At 43.1% G+C, this 24,361-nt stretch carries 18 protein-coding genes; 14 read left to right on the forward strand and 4 right to left on the reverse strand.

Annotated elements, in window-relative coordinates; genetic code table 11:
* Window positions 1-316 precede the first annotated feature (316 nt).
* From ISG33_RS07220 to ISG33_RS07275, 12 genes are all read left to right on the forward strand, one after another.
* On the forward strand, window positions 317-2,233 hold the full coding sequence (locus ISG33_RS07220) for a methyl-accepting chemotaxis protein (RefSeq protein ID WP_195732801.1): 1,917 nt from the start codon (window positions 317-319) through the stop codon (window positions 2,231-2,233).
* Between the two features lie 29 nt (window positions 2,234-2,262).
* Window positions 2,263-3,813: a chemotaxis protein CheW gene (locus ISG33_RS07225; protein WP_195732802.1), complete on the forward strand. Its 1,551-nt coding sequence runs from the start codon at window positions 2,263-2,265 to the stop codon at window positions 3,811-3,813.
* Between the two features lie 2 nt (window positions 3,814-3,815).
* A complete protein-coding gene (cheB, locus tag ISG33_RS07230; RefSeq protein ID WP_195732803.1) occupies window positions 3,816-4,886 on the forward strand; it encodes a chemotaxis-specific protein-glutamate methyltransferase CheB in 1,071 nt (356 codons plus the stop codon).
* A 25-nt stretch (window positions 4,887-4,911) separates the two neighbouring features.
* Window positions 4,912-5,538, forward strand: coding sequence for a HEAT repeat domain-containing protein (locus ISG33_RS07235; protein WP_195732804.1), 627 nt, complete (start codon window positions 4,912-4,914; stop codon window positions 5,536-5,538).
* On the forward strand, window positions 5,535-6,416 hold the full coding sequence (locus tag ISG33_RS07240) for a CheR family methyltransferase (protein WP_229333481.1): 882 nt from the start codon (window positions 5,535-5,537) through the stop codon (window positions 6,414-6,416). Before ISG33_RS07235 ends, ISG33_RS07240 begins: the two co-directional genes overlap by 4 nt.
* Window positions 6,413-6,778, forward strand: a complete 366-nt coding sequence (locus tag ISG33_RS07245) for a response regulator (RefSeq protein WP_195732805.1) — start codon at window positions 6,413-6,415, stop codon at window positions 6,776-6,778. The genes ISG33_RS07240 and ISG33_RS07245 overlap by 4 nt, the downstream gene beginning before the upstream one ends.
* 12 nt (window positions 6,779-6,790) lie before the next feature.
* Complete coding sequence (locus ISG33_RS07250; RefSeq protein ID WP_229333499.1) at window positions 6,791-9,505, forward strand: chemotaxis protein CheA; 2,715 nt, start codon at window positions 6,791-6,793, stop codon at window positions 9,503-9,505.
* Window positions 9,496-9,750, forward strand: a complete 255-nt coding sequence (locus ISG33_RS07255; protein ID WP_195732807.1) for a hypothetical protein — start codon at window positions 9,496-9,498, stop codon at window positions 9,748-9,750. The genes ISG33_RS07250 and ISG33_RS07255 overlap by 10 nt, the downstream gene beginning before the upstream one ends.
* Window positions 9,747-10,535 (forward strand): ParA family protein, encoded by a 789-nt coding sequence (locus ISG33_RS07260; protein ID WP_195732808.1) that lies wholly within the window; start codon window positions 9,747-9,749, stop codon window positions 10,533-10,535. The genes ISG33_RS07255 and ISG33_RS07260 overlap by 4 nt, the downstream gene beginning before the upstream one ends.
* Window positions 10,532-10,900, forward strand: a complete 369-nt coding sequence (locus ISG33_RS07265; protein ID WP_195732809.1) for a response regulator — start codon at window positions 10,532-10,534, stop codon at window positions 10,898-10,900. Before ISG33_RS07260 ends, ISG33_RS07265 begins: the two co-directional genes overlap by 4 nt.
* A 65-nt stretch (window positions 10,901-10,965) precedes the next feature.
* Window positions 10,966-12,294, forward strand: coding sequence for a methyl-accepting chemotaxis protein (locus tag ISG33_RS07270; protein WP_195732810.1), 1,329 nt, complete (start codon window positions 10,966-10,968; stop codon window positions 12,292-12,294).
* A gap of 155 nt (window positions 12,295-12,449) precedes the next feature.
* On the forward strand, window positions 12,450-12,794 hold the full coding sequence (locus tag ISG33_RS07275) for a hypothetical protein (RefSeq protein WP_195732811.1): 345 nt from the start codon (window positions 12,450-12,452) through the stop codon (window positions 12,792-12,794).
* An 8-nt stretch (window positions 12,795-12,802) separates the two neighbouring features.
* Here the strand turns inward: ISG33_RS07275 and ISG33_RS07280 are convergent, their stop codons facing one another.
* From ISG33_RS07280 to ISG33_RS07290, 3 genes are all read right to left on the reverse strand, one after another.
* Window positions 12,803-14,308, reverse strand: coding sequence for a tryptophan halogenase family protein (locus ISG33_RS07280; RefSeq protein ID WP_195732812.1), 1,506 nt, complete (start codon window positions 14,306-14,308; stop codon window positions 12,803-12,805).
* Between the two features lie 9 nt (window positions 14,309-14,317).
* Window positions 14,318-15,895, reverse strand: coding sequence for a tryptophan halogenase family protein (locus ISG33_RS07285; RefSeq protein ID WP_195732813.1), 1,578 nt, complete (start codon window positions 15,893-15,895; stop codon window positions 14,318-14,320).
* 142 nt (window positions 15,896-16,037) lie between these two features.
* A complete protein-coding gene (locus ISG33_RS07290) occupies window positions 16,038-19,067 on the reverse strand; it encodes a TonB-dependent receptor (RefSeq protein ID WP_195732814.1) in 3,030 nt (1,009 codons plus the stop codon).
* A 499-nt stretch (window positions 19,068-19,566) separates the two neighbouring features.
* Between ISG33_RS07290 and ISG33_RS07295 the strand changes: the two genes are divergently transcribed.
* Window positions 19,567-20,682: a GGDEF domain-containing protein gene (locus ISG33_RS07295; protein WP_195732815.1), complete on the forward strand. Its 1,116-nt coding sequence runs from the start codon at window positions 19,567-19,569 to the stop codon at window positions 20,680-20,682.
* A gap of 21 nt (window positions 20,683-20,703) precedes the next feature.
* On the opposite strand, the gene ISG33_RS07300 is transcribed toward ISG33_RS07295, so the two are convergent.
* A complete protein-coding gene (locus ISG33_RS07300; protein WP_195732816.1) occupies window positions 20,704-22,356 on the reverse strand; it encodes an EAL domain-containing protein in 1,653 nt (550 codons plus the stop codon).
* A 211-nt stretch (window positions 22,357-22,567) separates the two neighbouring features.
* On the opposite strand from ISG33_RS07300, the gene ISG33_RS07305 reads away from it, so the two are divergent.
* Window positions 22,568-24,352 (forward strand): DUF4153 domain-containing protein, encoded by a 1,785-nt coding sequence (locus ISG33_RS07305; protein ID WP_195732817.1) that lies wholly within the window; start codon window positions 22,568-22,570, stop codon window positions 24,350-24,352.
* Window positions 24,353-24,361: the final 9 nt, after the last annotated feature.

Raw genomic sequence — 24,361 nt, forward strand, 5'->3', positions numbered from 1 at the left:
CTTCATTTTTTTGTAGTCAGGCCGATACCTTTCCCTACTGGCGGTAAATGCAAAACTATTGGACAACACATACTCAACTATCCTATATTTATTGGGTATTTTTGAGGAAGCGGCGTAGCGCCCTACCTCTCTTGCTGTAACAAGGAATGTGTATTTGAGTTTTTCAAAGTATGTTTCTTGTGGCCGCAAGCCATCTAAACACACCTACAAAAACCTATCACAGCGTTACCACATATTGTGTCGACGTTACTCAGTTCCGTCGGCGTTATTCGTTTAATCTAGCAAATTATTTTGCTAGGCAGTGGAGACATCCCCGATGGGCCTTAAAAAAAGTATACAAACTTCAGAAGCAGCTTCAACACAAGCAAACAAGAACGACGCCCGAGCTAAACGCGAAGCAGAAGAACAACGCCGAAAGGCGAGAACGCTCGCCAAACAACAGCAAGCGGCAGAAAAAATAGCTAGCGCAGCAGTACAGCTTGCAAGCGGTGTCACTGAAGCAGCCACAGCAAGAGATCAACTTTCCACTGCCACCAACGAAATTGCAGCTGGCGCTGAGCAATCAAGCGGTGCTAGTCAAGAAAGTCTAGCAGCCATGACACAAATTGCAGGCCGCGTAAAACGTCAAATGGAAATAGCTAAAGGGGCAACCTCGAAAACACTCACACTTCAAGGCAGCGTGGATGGAATGAGCAATGACATTAACGGCTTAGTGGGCAGCATCGTTGAATCATCTCAAAGACAAAGCAAATCGGTCGCCATGGTGAATGAACTGGGTGAGCAAGCGCTTCGAATTGATGAAGCGGTAAAACAAGTAATGCGGATCGCTGACCAAACTAACCTTCTAGCCTTAAATGCAGCAATTGAGGCGGGACGTGCTGGTAAACATGGCAAAGGTTTCGCAGTTGTTGCAGATACGGTCAGAACCCTAGCCGAAACATCCGAAAGAAATGCGTCTGATATTGCAACGCAGATCGAAAGCATTAGAGAAAAATCAACCGCACTTAGCCAAACAGTAAATGAAAGTGCTAACTCAGCATTAGAAGAGGCCGAAAAAGGTAAGCTCATTACCGCTGAGTTGGAAAAAATCAAGGCCGATATGCAGAAGATTTACCAAGGCGCTATTGCGATTGGCGATGGTGCAGAAGAGATGAGCACTGCGTCACTTGATGCCCAGAAGGGCTCCGAATCCATAGCGGCCGCTGCAGAAGAACAGTCGGCTGCGGTTGAACAAGTCTTAAAGAGCTTAGAGCAACAGGAAATAGCATTATCTGGCGCAGAACAAGCCTCTCAGGGCTTAGAAATCATCACAGATGAACTCAAAAACTCTACTGATGTAGCCAAATCGAGTGAAGAAGCCGCTGCGGCGGCTGAAGAACTTTCTGCATCGATTGAAGAAATAAACCGCTCTTCTACTGAGATCATGACTGCTATCGGTCAAATTTCATTAGGTGCTGAACAGGCCTCATCTGCAGTTGAGCAAGCTGTTGCTGGTATTAGTCAAATTGAGCGCGGCGCTGAATTGGCAGATAACAGAGCTTCGGAAGCTGTTGAACTAGGTGATCAGATGATAGAGCTGCTAGGCAACAACAAACAAAAAGTGGATGAAATGATAGCAGCTATAAATGCAACCCTGCATGCCAGCGAGAGTAATCTAGTTGCAATCGATGAGGTTGACCAATTGGCACGCGAAATTGATAAAGTGAGCGAAGCCATAGGTGTTGTATCAGTGAAAACAGCAATGCTAGCGGTAAATGGCGCTGTTGAAGCAGCCAGAGCTGGAGAGTTCGGTAAAGGCTTCGCGGTTGTATCGGACGATATACAAAATCTAGCAGACGACGCCGCAGAAAATGTTGAACAAATAAAAGACTTAGTCAAAGCCATTCAAAACCAAGCCGTTAAAGTGCGTACAGATTTATCTGACGTTGCCAAAGCATCGGAGAAAGAGGCGGCCCGAGCACTTAAAACAACGAAAGATCTCGAAGCTGTTGAATCTGAAATGAACAGCCTTGTAGAGGGAAATAAAGAGATCAACGAAGGTATTTCGGAAATAGTTACGGCAGTTTCACAAGCTAAGAAAGGCATGGAACAAATTGCAGCAGCCAACGAGCAAGCAAGTCACAATTCGACTGAAGCCGCGACTGCTTCGCGACAACAAGCGCAAGGTGCTGAGGAATTAGCCGCAGCAGTTGAGGAAATAGCGTCAATCGCTGACGAATTACAAAGCGTTTAGATCTTCAAATTAACTAAAGGCAGTATGTGATGACAAAATCTATACAAACCGACGAATTTGAAGCATCAAACAACCAATATGTCACCTTTCAGGTTGCTGATGAAATTTTCAGCTTTCCTATGTTGCGTGTATTGGAAATAATTCGAATTCCTACAACAGTAGCAGTACCCCTAACGCCACCGACGCTCATCGGTTTAGCAAATTTACGTGGTGGAGTACTTCCGATAATTGATTTGCGCAAACTACTAGAATTTCCTACCGAAGACTTCAATGAGAGTTCTCGTGTTGTTGTGGTAGATACTGGCTCCGCAAGTGGCAAGGTTGGCTTAGTCGTTGATCGTGTTTTACAGGTAAAAAGTGTTGATAAAAGCCAGATCGATACATCGTCAAATATACAATCAAATTTAGACGAAAAGGTCTTGGACGGCGTCATAAAAATGGGCGACGGCGAGCCCGTAATACAACTACTTAATGTGGCAGAAGTGGTCAAAAATGACTTCCAGACTATGGTGCAAGAGCATATTTCTGACGCCCAGTCTTCTGCATCATTATCGGTAGAGCAATATAACGAGGATGATGAAGACGACACTTCAAATCAACTCGTCAGTTTTATGCTAGATGAACAAGAGTACGCTTTCGACCTTATGGACGTAGAAGAAATTGTTCGCATACCCGACAATATCGCGAGCATGCCAAAAACAGATGCCCACGTTGTCGGTTTAATTGAATTAAGAAATCGCTTATTACCCCTAATTTCCTTACGAACTCTATTTGGCTTAGCCGAAGCGCAACTTTGTGAAAACAATCGCATCGTAATTGTGAGTATTACTTTAGCCAATGGTCAACGTGAATTTGCAGGTTTCATCGTAGACCAAGTCAGAGAAGTTTTGCGTGTAAACGAAGATCTACTTCAAGCAGTACCTAGCATTCTGCAAAATACTGAAGAAGACATTGATAAGATTTGCCGTTTAGACAAAGGCAAACGTTTGGTGTCGGTGCTAAATTCTGAAAATGTTTTTGGGCATCAAGAGCTTCGCGATGCGATGACCGATAGTCGAGTACAGGAGAATCAAATGCAAGATCACGATGAGAGTCAAGATTTCGTTGATGAGGATGATGACGGTACGGCACAACTCGTTGTATTTATGCTTTGTGAACAAGAATATGCAGTGAGTATCGACAACGTGCAAGAAATTACGCGCATTCCAGACAAGATGGATCGAGTACCCAAAACACCGAAGTTTATCGAAGGCGTTGTAAATCTTAGAGGAACAGTGCTTCCAGTAATTGATATGAGAACCCGCTTTGAATTAGACAAAATGGATGCGAGCGAGCGTCAACGCATTATCGTTTTGACAATTGCGGGGATAACAACCGGCTTCATCGTTGACAGTGTTGCGCAGGTACTTCGTTTGCCGCGAGAGCAAATTGAGGCATCGCCTAACTTGTCAGAAGAACAAACTCGGGTGATGGGCAAAGTGGTAAACCTTAAAGATGAAAAGCGCATCATTCAGGTACTTGAACCCGACCAATTGCTAAGCACAAAAGAAATCAACGCAATAGAAAATAAGGTTGCATAAATATGGCAAAAGTACTGATCGTTGATGACAGTGCCCTTATGAGAAAACATTTGCGCCGTATTCTTGAAGATGGCGGATTTGACTGCGATATCGCTCGAAACGGACAGGAAGCGCTCGATAAGATCCCGATATATGATCCTGATGTTGTCACTCTCGACATCAACATGCCAGTAATGGATGGTATTACGTGTTTGAGCTTAATCATGAATCAATGCCCAAAACCAGTGATCATGGTGTCTTCGCTTACTGAGAAAGGTGCATTGGTAACTTTTGAGGCATTAGAGCTTGGTGCGGTTGATTACGTCCCCAAACCCGGCGGAACCGTTTCACTCAACATGGCTGATTCAGCTGACATATTGTTAAGTAAAGTGCGTTCTGCTGCCAAAACTAAAGTACGAGGGCCCAGTAGCCTCAAATCAAAGTTACGCTTGCAACGAGAACAAGCAGAGGCGAACCAGATATCGCCAAACTTAAAACCGTTCAACAAAACTCGCAAGTCTAAGATTGAACTGGCTTTAGTTGGGGTGTCGACAGGTGGGCCGGGAACGTTGCAGGAAATACTCACAGAGCTTCCTGAAGACTTCCCGATACCAATTGTCATTGCACAACACATGCCGGCAAGATTCACTGAGGTATTCTCAGAGCGGCTGAACCTAGCGTGCAACATAAAAGTGGTTGAAGTGTCGCGACCAATGGTACTTGAACCTGGCACTGCTTACGTGGCAAAAGGCGATGCCGACGTTAAAATTATTAATCGTGGCAACAAGCGCTTAGTCACCTCTGTACCGAGTGATAACAATCACCTCTGGCACCCTAGCGTACAACGTTTGGTTGAGTCGGCCCTAGAAATAGTGGAGCCAAAGCATTTATTGTGCATTCAGCTAACCGGTATGGGTAATGATGGCTCTGAAGCGATGAAAAAAGCTAATGTACTGGGCGCAAAGACCATTGCTGAGTCGGAAGATACAGCGGTGGTTTTTGGTATGCCCAGAGAGCTTATTGAGCTTGAGGGTGCAGACAAGGTTCTACCCAACCATAAAATTGCAGCGGCTCTGATAAGCGCCGTTCGGTAACTGCAAAAACGATTAGGGCGAGACCATGGCTTTAAAAAAACAAAATGATGACAATGTTACCGAATTGAGTCCGCGCCGCAGTGAGCGCGATTTCAATGGCTTAAAAAATAGCCTACATGAGGGTGATGAAGATCAACGGCGCTGGGCTGCTCGAGACCTAGCCTCTTTTGATGAGGCAGTTGGCCCACTGGTGAAACAGTTGACTGAAGAAAAAAGTCATGTGGTGCGCGATGCCATTTATCTGAGCCTGCAAAAAATCGGCAATCAAGATGTTGTATGTCAACTCATTCCCTTTTTGTCAGAAGAGGATGCCGAGCTTCGAAATAGCACGATTGAAGTGCTTCAAATGATACCGGAACAAATTGAAACCCATATTATCAGTTTACTCAATCATCAAGACTCCGACGTCAGGATTTTTGCCATCGATATTCTACAGGTATTGGCACATGCGAAAACACCTGAATGGCTATTATCAGTGCTAAAGGACGAGACTCACGTGAACGTAGTAGCAGCAGCAGTTGACCGCTTAGCTGAAGTAGGCACTGCTAGCATGGTGCGGGACATCGAAGAAGTAAAAACCAAATTTAGCGACGAAGAATACCTCATGTTTGCTTGCAACACTGCCATTCGCAGAATAAAGGCCAATTCATGATGGCAGATAAAGAGATAGGAACAACACGTCGATTAACCGAGATTACCGACCCTGAATTTGAGCGATTTCGAGATTTTTTCTATCGTAAAACCGGCATCAAATTTGAAAATAGCAAGCGCTACTTTGTCGACAAACGACTAATTGAAAGAATATATGCGACGGGTAACAACAGTTTCCGAAGCTATTTTACGCAGATGCGTTTTCAGGCCAGTGGCGAAGAAGTTCAACAACTCATTAACTGTATGACGGTGAATGAAACCTATTTCTATCGCGAGGAATACCAATTCGAGGTGATGGTTGAAAATGTGATGAATGAGATTGCGGCTAATAAGAAAGACAAGAGCGATATTAGGATATGGTCGATCCCCAGCAGCACTGGTGAAGAACCCTACTCTATCGCTTTGTATCTATTGGAATATTGGCCTCAAATTCAGCATCTAGATGTTGAAATTGTGTCTTCAGATATTGACAGTAAAGTGCTACAGGCTTGTCATGCGGGTGTCTATAACGAGCGTTCAGTTAAACACTTGCCAGCAAGAACCTTAAAAAAGTACTTTAGTGAGACCGCACAGGGAAATTATCAATTAAACAAAGACATACGTGATGCTGTGAAGTTTAGCAAAGTGAATTTGAGTGACATAAACGAAACCAAGCACTATCGAAATTTTGATTTGATATTTTGTCGAAATTTACTCATTTATTTTGATGACGAATCGCGAAAAGAAGCAGCTAACGTATTTTACGACGCCTTAAATCCGGGTGGGTTTATCTTTTTGGGTCATTCTGAATCGATGAGCCGAATCTCCTCTCTGTTTAAGGTGAAAAAATATCCCAAAGCGATTGTTTATCAGCGCCCTCTTACTGGAGAAAACAAATGACTAAAGTGCTAGTAGTTGACGATGCAGTAACAGTGCGAATGTACCATCGAGAAATCATGGAACAACTCGGTTATGAAGTTAGCGAAGCAGAAAATGGGATTGAAGGCTTGGAAAAATCAGCATTTTCTCAGTTTGACCTAATGATCGTTGATGTGAACATGCCGAAAATGGACGGATACCGCTTCGTCACATCTATCCGCGAGGATGGACACAATCACTCATGCCCCGTGATCATGGTGAGTACAGAAGAACAACTCAAAGACAAACTAGCCGCATACAAAGTTGGCGCTAATTATTATATCGTCAAACCAGCAAAGGTAGATTTGATGCAGAAAATCGCCAATTTAATGGTGGAGGAGTAAGCCGTGGATCCAATGTTAGAAGCGTTCTTGAGTGAATCTCGAGACAACTTAGAAACGGCTGGAAAATGTTTTTTAGCTCTCGAGGATGCCCCTAATAATAAGGATATAATGGACGAGCTTTTCCGAGCGGTACACACCATAAAAGGAAGTTCAGGCTTATTTGACATTCACGCCTTTACTCAGGTTGTGCATGTTGCCGAGGACATATTAGACAATGCCCGTGAGGGAGCCTTAGTCTTAGACTCTGGCCATATAGATACCTTTCTCGATGCTTTTGATCAGGTAAATGCTTGGCTAGACGAACTAGAAAATCAAGGCTCACTAGCGAGCTCGGCATCAGAGACTGCGGCAGAGCTTATCGCCAAGCTAAACCAAATTATGCCTGTTGAATTGCCTAGCTCAACGACCGATGCCAATAACATTGATGATGTAGCCATTGATAACTCGCAAAGCTATTACGGTGAGCTTCCGTCTTGGTTTTCGAAACTACCCCAGGACCAGAGACTCAAGGCGTATTTAGCTCTTGATACAAATTCGCAGCTGTTTTCTATCGACTATACGCCCGACGCTGCTTGCTTTTTTTCGGGCGATGACCCACTTCATTTCGTCAGCAACCTGCCAGGCTTACAATGGTTTTCAGCTTCTTCGCTGAACCCGTGGCCTGATCTGTTAGCGCTAGATCCATTTTCTGCGAACCTCAACTTCCAGATTTTAGTCACTAGTGACAATGACACACTGCAACACCATTTACGTTACATTCCAGAGCAAGTTGAAATATCGATGCTTTGCCCGTCTAGTCTTATAAACATACAGGGCGAAATGGGTGATTTGGGTCTTTATGAAGAATTCTGCAAGCAAGCCGAGCTAAGTGTTGTTAACGGCAAGCCCGATGAACTTCTTCGCAATATCTCTACCCTACTGTCAATGAGTGGCGACGAGCTATATCAAACCCAAGCATTACACTGGTTAGAAGCCCTAATAAAGCATAAACAAACACATGCTCAAGACCTAGGTACTGTGGAACTTGCCTTGATTAGATGCATGCTCTCAGGAGAGTTAGCGCTAGACGAACCTCCTATTAAGCCCGAAAAGCCGAATACAAAAGAGGAACACGGCTCTGAGGATGAGTCTGAAGCACTCAATCAACAAATCGATAACCTTGATGCGGATAAGGTTGATAACGAGCTTTTAACTGCCTTATTAGAGACGCAAGTAGAGATGCTTTCGCTTAGCGATTTAGATGCGCAAGACACTCGTCTTAGCTCTGTTCAGCGCATTCTGAATGCAGCATTACCGCAAGCACTTAAGACATCACTAGTGGCTAAGGCCAGTTTTTCTGAAAAGCTAGTCGCTTGCTCCAAGGCGGAAACTATCACTATTATTCAAAGCGCCTTGGAAAAATTACACAATGGTGGCATTGACATAGATGCGCCTGAGGTAGCCCCGCCCCCTCTTTTACCCTCATCGTCTGCTAGCTCCGAAGAAGCTTCCTCAACAGAACAACAAGTCAGTGCCAGCGATATTTCATCGGCGAAAGATGAGAAGACTGCAGCAAGCAAAGTGTTACGCGTTGACCAACACCGAATTGACACGCTTATGGATCTCGTGGGTGAGTTAATTGTTGCTAAAAACGCATTGCCCTTTCTTGCAAAAAAAGCCGAAGAAGAATTTGATGTCCGTCCCCTAGCGAAGGAAATAAAATCTCAATATGCTGCAATAAATCGCCTATCCGATGAATTGCAAGCTGCTGTAATGCAAATCCGCATGGTGCCAATGTCTACCGTTTTCCAACGTTTTCCAAGGCTTGTAAGAGATTTGGCTAGAAAATTAGACAAAAAAATCAAATTAGTGCTTGAGGGCGAAGAGACTGAGGCCGATAAAAATGTAGTGGAGGAATTGGCAGACCCGCTAATACATCTTATTCGAAATAGTTTAGACCATGGCTTAGAAATGCCATCTGAGCGAGTTGCCTTGGGTAAGAGTGAGCAAGGCACGATTACGCTGAGAGCTATACCAAAAGATGACCAAGTAATCATTGAAGTTTGTGACGATGGTAAAGGCATAGACCCGAATATTATTAAGCGTAAAGCCTATGAAAAAGGTGTTATTGATGAAGAAAGACTGGAAAGTATAAGCGACCATGAGGCATTGCAATTGATATTTGCAGCCGGTTTTTCTACAGCCGAACAAGTAAGTGATTTATCTGGCCGTGGGGTTGGAATGGACGTTGTAAGAACGGTTATTCAACAATCTGGAGGCTCAGTAGTCGCGCTTAGCGAAGTTGGACAAGGCAGCACTATGCGCTTGACCTTACCACTTTCGATGGCTGTAACTCGCGTGATGATGTTGGAGGTTAGCAAGCAACTGTATGGTATATCGATGGATAACATTGTTGAAACAGTGCGAGTTCCTATTAGCGAAGTACAAGGTATAAAACGACAAAAAGCGATCGTGTTACGCGATAGATTGATTCCATTATTTGATCTTCGCACTCTGTTAGAAGTTGATGACGCAGAACAAAGCGACGAACTGGCGGTGCTAGTAATGCACCATGGTGATGAAGAAATAGGATTGGTGATTGATGAATTTCATGAAGGTATCGATATTATTCAAAAGCCATTGGAAGGTGTTATGGCGGGATACTCTTTTTATTCTGGAACGGCACTATTAGGTGATGGAAGAGTATTGTTGGTTCTTAACATTCCGGAGCTCATCGCATGCCAATAACTTATAAAAAGACCGTAGCCGTGCTGGACGACAACTGTGACATTGAAGAAGCAGAAGAACTGCTCAGTTGGCTCATTGAAAAGCCTAAAGCTAAGGTTAATTTAAAAAACCTAAGCCACATGCACACTGCGATATTGCAAGTTATTATGGCGAGCAACACTGAGGTCTCAGCTTGGCCACAAGAACAGGCTGTCAGAGAAAAAATGCAGTGGCTCTTGAATGTTGATACTCACTCAACATCGTGACTGATAGCTTAAAACCGAGGGAAGCCTTTATTCTCGCGGTAGCAAATCGCAAAGGTGGCTCTGGCAAATCAACCACAGTGGTAAATTTGGCGTGGCAGTGGGCTAAGAACAAGCAAAAAGTGCTGGTCGTAGACTTAGATACTCAAGGGCATGCCAGTGTTGGTTTTAAGCATCATGCTACGTCAGGCTTTGTGCATGATTTATTTAGAAAGAAAGTAGTGAGCTTTGATGAAATCGTTCAAGAAACAAGCTTTGCAAACATCAGCATTGCAGCGGCAGATACGCACTTTTATCAGAACGATCATGAAATAGACACTAGTGCGCTTGAGCAAGCTTTGCACGTTTATTGTAGGAAAAACAGAATAGAACGCGTGATCATCGATACACCACCCACTTTTGATAGCCTATTAGTGAGTGCATTCAGAGCTGCAGACGGCATAGTAGTTCCTTTTTGTCCCCACTTTCTAGCGGAAGTGGGTGTAAAACAACTTACTAGCTTATTTTTAAAAATTGCGAGTAGTAATCAAAAACCTATCTCGGTTTTGGGTTTATTACCAACAATGATGGATTTACGTAAAAATTTACATAAACGGGTTATAGCTTCGCTCACAACTCAGTTTGGCAAGAAAATGCTTCTCAGAGGTATCCGAGAAAATGTAGCGCTTGCCGAGGCTTTCGAGGCGGGAAAGCCAATAGGCGAGTTTGCACCGAAAAGCAAAGGCGCGATGGACTATCAATTGATGTCTGAAGATCTAGAAATACTTTTAAAGTTGGAGAAAACATGAAAAAAATTCTTTTAGTAGACGACTCAAAAACGATGTTAATGAGTATGGAAGGCGTTCTTAAACGTGCGGGCTTTGATGTGAAAACAGCCATTGATGGAAAAACGGCTCTTGCAACAGTGCCCACTTTCAAACCCGACCTAATGATCACCGATCTCAATATGCCTGGCATGGACGGCATCGCATTGATAAAGGAAGTAAAACAGACGCCTGCCATGCGATTTAAACCGATATTGATGCTCACTACCGAATCCCAACAGAGCAAGCGTGATGAAGCAAAAGCCGCAGGAGCAACTGGGTGGTTAGTCAAACCCGTGCAGCCAGCAGACTTAACCGCCGTTGTTAAACAAGTGCTTCCCGGCGCATGATAGAAGCAAGATAAGCCTAAGTTTTTTGGCGTTAAATTTTATAAAACAACATTGAGGTAATTGGTTTGGCGAATTACAGTGATACTATCAATATCGATAAAGCGAAGCTGTCGACGCTGATTCGTAACTTTGCGCTTTTAGCATTTGTCATAGCCTTTACGCTTGCTTTGCTGCTTGGAAGCTCAGTTCATTATGTCTTTGTTGCGATCTTTGGTACATGGGGAGACAACCTGGCCGAAGCCATGCTTGTTGCTAGTTTCACCCTACTTTCAATCATAATTTTTAGTACCTTACTGCGGCGAGCCGTTACGGCTGATGTAGAAGTTGATCAGCGCTCATCGAGCGTAAACCCAATGACTCAGAGCCTAGAGCAGCAGCCCCCGAAACATATCGTTGCAGCTCTCGATGCACTATTTGATGCTAGCAGCAAAATACGTGAAATCAACAGTATATTAGACGCACAGTTAGAAGGTGTGATGTCGGTCACTGAAGAAGCATCGGTGTCGCTGATTGAAAAGCTAACGGAAATTGAAAATGCTGTTGATTCCTCACTAGAAGATGTCAACAAATATGTTATCGAAGCTGAGATACTCAAAGAATCGAACTCCTCCAGAGCCTTCGATGCGAAAGAACAAATCGCCGACCTGCAAGCCTATATTTCGGAAAGAGCTGGCTCGGAAGGTAAACACTCGACACGAGTAAATCAGGTATTAGACGAAATTCAACAACTTACAGAGCTTACTGGCTTAGTCAAAAACATTGCTGCGCAAACCAATCTACTCGCTCTCAATGCGGCAATAGAGGCCGCGCGAGCTGGCGAACACGGAAGGGGTTTCGCCGTTGTAGCGGATGAAGTCAGAACGCTTTCCGGACAGTCAGAAAACGCTGCTAATTTGATCGACCAAGGCATCGACAAAGCCATTAATATGGTGCAGGAACAAATGGAACACATTCTTGATCAAGCTAATTCGGAAATGGAGAACGAAAAGCTTGCCAATTTTGCAAAGGAATTGGAATCGCTCTCTGAAACCTATCACAACCTAGAAGACCTCAACGAGCGTATGCTTGAACGTATGACACTGGCCAATGTTGCCACTAAGACGACCGTTGTTGAGAGTTTTGCTAGCGTACAATTTCAAGATATTACCCGCCAGAGAATGGAGCAAATCAAAGATGCACACGCTTTAATAGCGACACAGCTGCAGTCAATTGATGAAGTTGCTACATCTCCTAGCGACAATAACTATCCACTAGAACTAGACACCAAATCACTGCATGAGAATTACGTCATGCAAGATCAAAGGGATGCACATAACCGAGCCGACAACAACGCAGCTTCCAGCAAAGCAAGCCAAAATGAGGATGATGCTCCGCCTGCAATTCAACTGTTTTAAATGAGCTTATCGGCTTGTAAATCTTGTTGATTGTTAAAAACCATCGCAGTACACTGCAGTAGCACTGTTAATGGGACTACAATATCAAGCACTACAACCTTCGCCTAAATGGCCACATACTTGAAGCTACTTTTTACGACTACTGGGATATAGACGTGTTCGAATCCTTTATATCTGACGTTAAAGTAAGCTTAATTCGATTAGCAGGCCAAGAGTGGGGAAGCATGACCGACCTGCGCCAATGGAAAGGCGGTGATCACCAATTTTTATTTGCAGCAAAAGCCGAGTTAAATCGTTTAGTCGCAGCAGGCTCTTCACATGCAGCATACATAATAAGAGGCGATAGCCCTCACCTCGACATACTCAACGAAATAGCGCCTACACTGTCGGGCTACAAACGTCGTTTATTCACTACGAAAGCGGAAGCAATCACTTGGCTTAAGGAAGATGGTTTTAAACTTCCACTCGAATCCAAAGAACACTGTTACCAAGAAAAATAAAACATAGACTAGGCTTTACAGTGTTGCTGAATAAATTCCTCATGAGTCGGCAGGTTTGCAACCGCTCTATCCACCTGACTTTTTATGTCTGCCATAAACCGGCTAAGCTCTTGATCCGACATTTCTGCCGCGATAGCGTGATATTGCTTAGGCATTAAGCCTTGACCAAGTAAAACCTGCGTCCAAGAATCCACTCTAAATATGTCTCCGTCATCTAGGAAAACCCGACCTGTTTCTTCGAATAACCTGAGTTTGTGTGCTAATGCTTCAGGTACTTCCATGTTTCGAAGATAGTCCCAAAAGTCTCCTTGTTCACGGCTATTTACTTTGTAGTGCATGATAATAAAATCGCGAATACTGTTTAATTCACTATCGAGCTTATTATTGTATTCGTTCACGAGTGAGTCAGTGACTCCTTGGAATGGGAATAAGCGCATTAGACGCACTATACCAGTCATGATCAGGTGGATACTGGTTGACTCGAGCGGTTCTATGAAGCCTGATGATAGTCCAAGCGCAACACAGTTTTTATTCCAACCTTTTCTTCTTCGCCCGGTTAGAAAGTTAATAATGCGTGGCTCATTGATGATTTGCCCATCTACATTATTTAATAAAGTTTGGGTGGCCTCATCCTCACTCATATATTTACTACAAAACACTAATCCGTTTCCTACTCTGCTTTGCAAGGGGATGCGCCACTGCCACCCTGCCTTGTGAGCAATGCTTTTAGTGTAAGGTATGGGTGCAAAAAGCGCTTCGGTTTGAACAGTTACTGCTTTATTACAGGGTAACCAATGTGACCAGTCATCGTAACCTGTATGCAGTGCTTCTTCGATTAATAGCCCTTTGAAACCTGTACAATCAATAAATAAATCACCTTCAATTACTATTTCATTATCTAATTCTAGGCTACTAATGAATCCGTTTTTAGGTAGTTTGTTTACCTTAACAATTTTTCCTTCAATGCGCTTCGCGCCTAAATTTTCACTGAAATTTCGTAAAAACTCGGCGTATTTCGTTGCATCGAGATGATAAGCAAAGTTAATAGGCTGTTGCTGAGACATCCCAAACTTACCAGCCTTGGCAGCTTTTAATTCAAAGCAATAGTCGCCGAAGTCTGCATTGATGCCCTTTTCTAAACCTCGTAACCAAAAGTGGTGAAACTCACCTGCCCAGCACTCTTTACCGGTAATACCAAAGGAATGAATATAGCTATGCCCTTCTTCTCTCCAATTAGCAAACTCAATGCCCAACTTGAAGGTTGCATTTGTTGCCTTTATAAAGGCCTGTTCGTTAATACCCAGTAATTTGTGTAAGGTGCGTATGGGTGGGATCGTGGCCTCACCAACCCCAACGCTACTGATATTGTCTGACTCAACAAGGCTGACGGTGACCGATTTCCCTAACAGCCTAGTTAACGAGGCGGCCGTCATCCATCCTGCAGTGCCGCCGCCGGCGATAACGACCTTAGACACCGCTTTTGGCTTATCGCAAATTTGTTCTGATGTGTTCATGCTGCTTCCTTATGCCACTGAACGCTGAAGGGAAAGTATATAGCTAATGTAATCACGATTTGACGGCAAGGCAGCCAGGTATTGCTGTTTTTGGGCTGTTACTTGCTGTGCTACTTTTTCAGCCATCACTAGCTTGGCGTGAGAGTTATACTCTGTGGCACTCACAGAGCTTGCGTGTGTACTTGTTGTGCTCGCATTAGCTTGATGGGTAAATTGACCGTAACCCATTCCATATAACACATACTGATAACTAGCCGACGGAAATACCTCCTCATTTTGAATAAGATCGTGACGATTCGGTGATTGGTATTTCCACAGCTCTAACAGCTCTTGTAAAGAATCAGGAATAGAGCTCGCCTCTCTATTGGCTAACCAGTAATCTTCGTTGCGGCGACTCAGCACATAGTGAAGCTTTAAAAAGTCGACTATTCTTTCCCAACGATACGTAAAACGTTTGTTGAAGCGCGTAGAAATAATATCCATGTGCTCTCTGTTTTTGGGCAAATTTTCGCTGATCATAGTCAGAGATAATTCGATCATAGCGATTGCAGAAGCTTCCAAAGGTTCAAAAAAGCCAGCGGACATGCCCACCGCAACACAATTATTAACCCAAAACTTTTCACGATAGCCAGGTTCGAAACGAATAGCTCTACTTTCAATCTGAGAAGCCTGTTGCCTCCCGGCAAGTTCTTCAATGTATTGCATTAAAGTATCTTGTGCTTGTAGCTCTGAGTTAAACTTATCGGAATAAGTATAGCCAACGCCCATCCTATTTTGTAAACCAATATTCCATATCCATCCGCTGCTTTGCGCCGTTGAAATAGTGGCAGAAGCAATATTTTGATTGTCACTGCTGTAAGGCACATGAACCGCTAGTGCTCGATTATTAAACAAGACATGATCTTGCTGTTTAAAAGCAACTTTGTAATGTTGATGAAGCAAAAGGCTGTTCATACCAGTACAGTCAATGAAAAGCGAGCCATCTATATCACCTGATTGTGCAGTTAATAAACTAGCAATATCACCGTTGTTATGAGTCGTTACGCCTAGCACATGATCACTGATGTGCCTTACTCCTAAGGTTCCAATGCAATGCCGTTTTAATAGTTCCGCAAACTTAGCTGCATCAAGATGATAACCATAGTTAGCAACGCCTGCATACGCCGGTGTTTGAATTTGCTTAGGTGCTAAACCAGCATCGCAAATACTCGCTTGCACACTGGCAAAGTCGGCAAAGGCTTGTTTGCATCCACTAAGTGTGTGCCAAGCATCAGCTAAATGATATTCACCGTAAGCTGGAGGGGTTATGAAAGGGTGATAGTAGGCATCATCGTCGCGACCATGAACCCACTTTTTGAATAGAGAACCTTGCTTTAACGACACATTACACTCTTGAATAAAAGTGTGCTCATCAATGCCAATCACTTGCAGTGTATGACGCATTGAGGGCCAAGTACCCTCGCCCACTCCTAAGCTGGCAACATCAGGTGATTCAACCAATGTGACCGATACATCATGCCTAGCAGCGAGATAGCCAGCAGACAACCAACCAGCTGTGCCACCGCCCACAACTACAATATTATTCATCTATACACTTTCTTCCTTTGAGCCTTGCACTAAACAAGGACTTGTTTCCAACAGTCTTAATCTACTATGTAAACAAACAACCCACAAGAATGTGGGCTGTTAATCACCTTTTGCTAAAACTCATTTACTATGAGCTCAATTTTTAGAAGCTATACCGTGCGCCTAAAGCATAGCGGGCACCCAGCTGATCTAAGTTCCACAACAAGCGTTCGGAGCGACCATGCCTGCGTAAATCTTCCTCAGTAATATTAATACCTTCGAAGAATACCGTTAAGTCTTCATTAACATCGTAAGACACATTGAAATCAATTTGCGATGTTGCTTCAGTAAAGCCCGGTTCATTAATATACACTGCCGCACCATCTAAGAACTTATCACGCCAGTTATATGCTAAGCGAGCCTGAATACCATGATTTTCGTACATCAACACAAGGTTAGCAGTGTCACTTAAGCCCACTAGCGCAAATTGTGTGACCGATGGATCGGCAGATAAATCAAATTCAGCACCACTGTTTACAGCGGTGTAGTTAGCCTGTAGACCGAAACCCGTATCCGAGAAGAAATGTTGTGCGGCAAGCTCGATGCCTTCAATTTTCTCTTCTTGATTATTAACCGGTTTAGCATTAGTGAATTGAAGCAAAGGATCGTCGCTATTTGGTAATACGTCGTATTGTGCTTCGAATTGCTCGTCAGTTAACGAGTCAAACGCAATACCATTTTCCATCGCCACCACCATATTAAATAGATTCGTATCGTTAATTGACGCACCAATTCTATTTAATTCGGCCAATGCGGCTTGAGCGCGTGGTCCTGCTGTCGCATCACGCAAGCCGTACACGTTTTCAACAACCTGAGCATTACCAATGAAGTTACTCACGCGTTTTTCGAAGTAACCGATTGAAACGTAACTGGTATCGGCAAAATAGTACTCTAATGAAATATCAACATTATCAGACTCCTGAGGAACTAAGCTTGGGTTACCCGAGCTCGCAGTCGCTGTTGGTGTGCCAGCTGTTAATGCTGGTCCGCTCGGTGCACCGACGCTTGAAGCCGCACTTAAATTATTATAAGACGCTCGTGATATCGTTTTACTGTAAGACACCCTTGCGATCAAATCGTCGATAATTTCAATATCGAAATCAATTGAAGGCAGCATGTGATCATAATCAGCGCCAAGTGCGAAGTCTTGAGTGTCGCTTCCAAAGCGTACATTGAAGTCGTTGTTTCCTTCCCAAGCTATCCCACTTGGTAACGAAACATTGGCAATTGAAGTAACGTCAGTTGATTCATAGCGTAAGCCAGCAAGTATGTTCCAAGGCATTTCGCCAAGTTCACCTTCCAACTCAGCTTCTACGTACATCGCGGTAATATCTTCTTTAATCGTTCGGTTTGTAGCAAATGGGTTATCTGCCTCAAATGCAAAGCCATAGGCTTGCGCTGCAAACTCACCAATATCGCGAGCGCTTGCAGTAATGCCTTGGTTAAATACGCCATTGGTATTGTAATCACTAAATTGACTAGTGAAATCAATAGGGCTTAGGAAATCGGCTGGCAACTCCCCTGGGTTTTCTACGCCCCAATTCCCCATTGTTCTGCGAGTGAGCGATTGCAGAGATGTACTCTCCATTGCGCGAGACTCAATACCAAAGTTTATCGCACCATTATCGAGTTGATAGCTGCCATCAACGCGAAACTGATCAATCGTTGTTTCTTGCTGATTAAAATTCATGTCGAGAATGGAGGTACCAATATCACCTGCATCAAGCGAGCCGTTAGGTGATAGATTGCCTCTTGCACTATCGTTAAAGTCGACCATCATGATTGGGAAATCGCCACGGAAGTCAACTCCCTGAGCCTGAACAACATTAGCACCTAGACCAGCATTAACCCAAGTGCCGTATGGCGCATCAGGGCGGCCTTCTGCAGTAGAATGATGGAAATCAAAAACAAGTTGAAAATCATCGTTTACTTGGTACTCAAGATTCAAGCCTAGTGACTTGTTTTCATTTATTTGATTCAGCTCTTGAACTGCTAGTCCCAAATCACGAGGTAATAGATCGCGACGCTCTTGCCTGATGAGAACCGGCGCTGCTACATTTGGATTATCGTCAAAGGTAAGCTCTGCAAAGTAGCGGTCGTCCATCCAAATCGATTGCTCTGCGCGTGCCTCGAAAAGGTCTTGGCGAGAGTAGGTGTAATCCAGAGTCGCCTTTAGGTCATCGTTTGGCGAATATTGAATTGCTAACTGGGCATTGGTTCTCGTTCTTTCACGATCTGATTGTGCATAACGAAGATCAGAGGGTATTGCAAACAGCTGCCCCAATGCTGGCGCATTATTGACCACTACCGCAGGGCCTGAAGCAGGGTTAGCAACAACATCTGGAGACTGCGGAATAACGCCTTCATATGGGTTTACACGCCATTGATTCACGAAAGCCCGTGTTGCTCCGCTATCGCGCTTCTGGATACTAGCACTTAGATTAATGCCGAACACGCGGTCTTCATCCAAGTAATTAATAAAACCTGACACTTCTGGCGTAACATCACTGCCAACACGGTTAGTCGTATCGGAAAGTGCTTTGCCCCCAATTGACCCTGTAATACCAGACTCACTAGCATCCATCGGTCGTGATGTACGAATATTAATTGTTGCCCCTATACCACCGGTAGCAACTCGCGCTTTACCCGTTTTATATACTTCTACAGCTCGCACTGCTTCCGATGCTATGTCAGAAAAATCGAAGGCTCGTGAGTTTGGTGTTCCACCACCAGCAGGTAGTGAAGCCGCAGGCATCGTTCTACCATTTAAGGTAACCATGTTGAAATCGGGCCCTAAACCACGCACAGTGACCTTACTTCCTTCGCCATTAACACGGTCGATAGAAACACCGGTGATACGTTGTAATGATTCTGCTAGGTTAGTATCTGGAAACTTACCGATATCTTCGGCGGAAATAGCATCAACAACCCCTTTAGCCTCACGTTTGATCCCCATTGATTCTTGAACACTGGCTCTGATCCCTTTTACCTCTATCACTTCGACAAGTTGATCAGCAGATGCGTTGTTCGGCTCTTGTGCAATAGCACCGCCAGCGAAACTCAGGGCGCCCATGGCGAGCGACAAGCTAGTGGCCAGTTTGGTTTTTCTAAATCTATAAGGTGTTTTGTTCATAGTATTTCCCGCTCCACTCTAGTGGAATCCTTTTAGGTAATTATTATATCCGTTTCAAAAATATCGCTTTGTTAGCATCTAATCGGATTACAAACAGAAGCCACTATTGAAACAAAATGTAAGCGCTTTCATATTGAGATAAAAAAAAGCAAAATCTCTAAAGTGCTAATACAAATTAATTGATTCGTTAATCAAGGTCAATAAAATTTAACAATTCATTTACGAAATATTACATTTAGTGATCTTTTTTTGAAAAGCACTTTCAAATTGTACGATTTTCGAGCGAAAACGGAAATATGTATGATAAATATGAATTTATTGAAGGAAGTCTGAGGAAATTTTAAACAAAATAAGCCGTTCTTATATGCAGGTATTATTTTTATGCTATTCAAATACACTTTACTTACCTATATTTGTTATACTTTTGTATAAAAACATAAGCACCTAAACATAGCTGATGATAGTTAGTGGTGATTAGTGGTCAAGGACTAAAAGACAAATGCTGCATTCGCTAAACAAAGCGCTGAAACGATATTTGAGTATTGGTACTAACAGGCGATTCGATCGCACTACCAATCAACAGTTGTTCGTATCGAACCTTTTTTCTTTTTTAGGCTACATAGTCACCCTCATTTTGGCCGTCAGCTCGTATGTTCGAGAAGACTTCGTTCTCGCTATTGTTCTGGTTATAGCTAGCTTCGTATTCTTATTTTGCCATCACATACATCGCTTTGCGATGTTTGGCGACACAATAAAAATTTCAACTCGCATCGTGTTTGTGGCTGTTACCTCTTTATTAATATATCTTGTGTACTACGGAGGTAATGCTAACACGGGTCCGCTATGGATCTATATTTTACCACCGATAGCATTTTTCTTTAGTGGCTTAAAAAAAGGGCTTATAACACTAGGGATATTTGTAGTTATACTCTCACTGATGTTCTTTTATCCAGACAACGCATTGCTGAGCACCAGCTATTCACTCGAGTTTAAAACTCGCATCTTTTATAGTTTTCTAACCGTTGCATTTTTATTTGGCTTTTATGAGTACGCGCGGCAGCAGTCTTTTGAGGACATACGTAAGCTGAGTGAAAAATTCGAAAAGCAAGCGATGCACGACCCACTTACCGGTTTATCAAATCGCCGCGGTATGCGACACTTTTTAGAGCATGAGTATAACCGCTCGAGGCGAGCAAACACGCCACTTTCCTTACTACTTGTAGATATCGATAAGTTTAAAAAAATTAATGATGAGTATCTGCATGATGGTGGCGATCACGTTCTTGAGGAGCTCGCAAAATTATTTATTGAGACGATTAGGAGCCAAGACAAAGTTGCTCGTTGGGGCGGAGAGGAATTCCTTTTTCTGTTGCCCGATACTAGTGCTAACGATGCCTACGTTTTAGCTGAAAAACTCAGGGAAGCTGTGATGAATTACGATATTAAATTTGCGGGAAAGAAAATCTCGGTGACTATCTCCACAGGGCTCAACGAAATAGAGCCAGGGGTAAATATTGATCAAGCAATTAACTCAGCTGACCATCACTTGTATGAAGCAAAAAGCAAAGGCCGCAATCAAACACAACCTTGTATCAATAGCTCAGAAAAACCTTGAGCCATTTGTAGGAAGTTCACTCTAGCTATTCAGCATACTTAAAAAGTCTTGAAAGCTCATTGGTCGACCAAATAAGTAGCCTTGATATTCTGTGCAACCTAACTCCAATAAGGTTGCGCGCTCATCTTTCGTTTCAACACCTTCAGCTATCACTTCCATGTGCAAATTCTGTGACATATTGATAATGGTATCGACTAGCTTTCTATTTACTCCATTTTTGTGCAAATTACTCACAAAGCTTCGGTCTATTTTCAGTTTATCGATCGGTAAATTAGCAATATAAGCCAACGAAGAATAGCCTGTACCAAAATCATCAATAGCAATACTAAAACCTTTACTCTGCAAGCCTAGCATTGTTTTTACGGCTGTATCCTGATGGTCTATTAATAGGCTTTCAGTAATCTCCAACTGAATATTCTTAGCATTTAGTTTTCTGTTGGCAACTTCATTGACGAAGAATGTAAGCATAGTTGGGTTTCTAAATTGCCTACTACTTACATTGATGGCGAGCTTAAATTCATCACAAATCACGGTATGTCGTTGTATCTCAGCTAAATATTCAAGCGACTTAGTGAATACCCAATTGCCGAGTAAATAGATAAAGCCAGTTTCCTCAGCGACAGGAATGAATTCGACAGGCGATATTATGCCTAGCACTTTGCTATTCCAACGCAACAGAACTTCTGCACCTATCACGCAATTTTCATCATTCACTTGAGGTTGAAAAACTAAATGAAATTCGTTGTTCTCAAGCCCTTTCACCAGTTCTTTGCGCAATGTGTTTTTGCGCTCCCCAGCTAAATGCATATCCGCGTCGTAGAACTCGAAACCGCCCTTACCTTTGTCTTTGGCAACATACATTGCCATGTCAGCTTGGCGAAAGGCTTCGGTATACTCAAAAGTATCACCTTTCATTAAGGTCAAACCAATGCTGGCACCGATATTGATAACGTTGTCTTCAAAAAAGAAGTTTTCTGAGAGTGTTTGGATTACTTTTTTCGCAAGTTTGCTCATGCTATGTTTGTACTGAGCTTCATTTTCAAGAGGAACGAAAATACTGAACTCGTCTCCCCCTAAACGACATATTTTGCATTCGCTGTTTTGCACAATGCTCTGGATCCTTTTAGCGACCTCTTGAAGTAAAATATCGCCAACTAAATGTCCAAGTGAATCATTCACAGTTTTAAAGTAATCAAGATCAATAAATAAAAGCCCCGCGAAGTGGCCTGTAAAAGTGTCGATAGTCTGCTGTAGGCTGCGCCGATTAGCTAAGCCGGTTAAGGGATCAAGTAAGGCTTGTTTCTCAATTTGGTGTCGGTATTCAACTTCAGAGCTTATATCTTCATAAGTACCAACAAGACCAATTGCATCACCTTCATCATTTATTATGGGTACCTTATTGGTACGCAACCATCTGTTTGGCGCGTTAGCAATACTTTGCGACTCTTCAATGCCTAACTTGGCTTGTTTAGAAGACATTACCTCAAAGTCATCTCGGCGAAATGCCTTCGTCTCTTCACTATCGAAGGTAAAATCATAATCTGACTTACCCATTAGGTCTTCGACTCGACTCAGATTCAAGTCCTTGAGAAAGGTCTTATTGCCGCCTAAAAAACGAGAATGCGTATCTTTCCAGAATACACGCATAGGAATGTTATCAAGTACGATTCTCAATAACTCTTCGGCATCAATATTATTTGTTTGTTTTTTTTCGCTAATAAATCACCCCAACACAACCGGTGGGCTTTGCAAGTGCGTAAGTTATAGCATAATGTGTGAAACTTTATGAACAGTAAAGTAGATTTAAGTATACAAAAGAAAATAAAGTAGCGTAGTTTACGAAATATTATAATTATTTAAGTGAAATCTATAAGGAAGGGACGCCATGAGCACTAACACCACGCTTGAAAACCAACAGCTATCAAAAGTATTTATTAGTCTTATAGCACTGGTTCAAGGTTTATTACTTGCTCTTCTTTATCATCGTCTTGAAGTTGAGTTGTGGCCCTTCGGTCACTTCAGTTTCATCCATGCTTTCGCGACCATCTTGTTGTTCACTCCTACTCTATTTTTATTGGTGTCCACTCGCCAAAATTGGAAGAAAGCGCTGCTTGTAACACTCCCCTACTGCTTACTACTTGCAACCATTGCCGCCTACGTTGGTAGCCTTATTATTTACCATTACTCAGATCAACTTACCTTCGTTTTCACGCTCTGTGCACTGATATCCACTTTCAAAGTGACGCTATACACGGTGAACTATGCCAACGGCACGCCTTTTTCTTATGCATCTTTGTTTCATCTGTCGTTTCGTTACTTCATTTTAGCCACAGCTACAGTGCTCTTTAGCGCTATCTTATTCACTATATTGTTCTTAGGCGCAGAGCTCTTTGAAGTACTGGGTATCTCGATTTTCAGTGAGTTACTAGCAGACAAATGGGTATGGGTCCCAACCTTGACATTGTCGGTTGCGCTAGCCATTAATGTCTTTCGAAGTATATTGCATACCGTCGACGTCTCGGCATCAATCGTACAAACGCTGTTTAAATTTTTATTGCCATTTTTAGTGATAATCTCTCTTGGCTTTGCAGCAACATTACCATTCACCGGCTTACAGAAGCTTTGGGATACAGGCAGCGGAACCAGCCTAGTACTGTGGTTACAAGCCCTTACCCTATTCTTTGTCAATGCGGTATATCACGAGGGCAATCTTCATCGCCCTTACAAAGCACTGATGCATCGGCTCATTATGCTTGGTTTGGTATTGTTACCAATTTATAGCATCATCGGCGCTTATGGTCTGTGGTTAAGAATCGATCAGTATGGCTTAACAGTATCAAGAGCATGGGCCACAGTAGTATGTGCACTCTTAGCATGCTTCGCTTTTGGCTACTTGCTAGGCATCATTCGTTTGGGTGAACGTTGGCAGGCTGCCCAAAGTAAAATAAATGTGGGAATGGGCATTGTGGTAGCAGTGGGACTTTTGCTGATCAACACCCCATTTATCAACTTTTATAGTTTATCGGCATCGAGCCAATTGGCTCGACTGGATGATGGTAAAGTGAGTCTCGAAGAATTCGACTTTGATTACTTTGTTTACTCCCTTCATGCACCAGGCAAAGAAGCCCTTGATGCATTGAAAGCCGACATTGCCGAGAGCAACCCTGATATAGTCGCTCTTATCGACAAGAAATACAGTAATCGAACACGCTATAGCGGCGGTAGCGAACTCGACGACTTACAAGTAGAAACCATTGTTAGCTTCTTTCCTGAAAAGAGCAGTATTTCGTCGGAGTTTATGGACTATCTTCAAGCTAGCAACATACTCAACGACAGTTACCCTTCATCTATTGTTAGCTTACATATCATTGCGATTGATATGGATGAGGATGGTAGTGATGAATATCTGGTCGTTCATGCTTATAACTGGGGCGAAAGCGCAGCCTTATATAGTAGAATGGCCGATGACAACGATGCTGAAAAAAAGCAAGATGAGGCAAGTAAAGAACAAGCCTCAGAGAATCTTTGGCAACGGCATTATGTGAATGTGAGTAGTGATTCACGCAACGCTGAGCTCAGCATAATTTTGAATAGTGAAAAAATCACGCTTGAAGAACGCAAATGGAAAAAAGCCCGCATCGGGCCTTTTGAGTTCATCGTGCAAGACTAATTTTCAATC

The sequence above is a fragment of the Marinibium conchae genome (assembly GCF_015595035.1).
Lineage (GTDB): Bacteria > Pseudomonadota > Gammaproteobacteria > Enterobacterales > Alteromonadaceae > Glaciecola.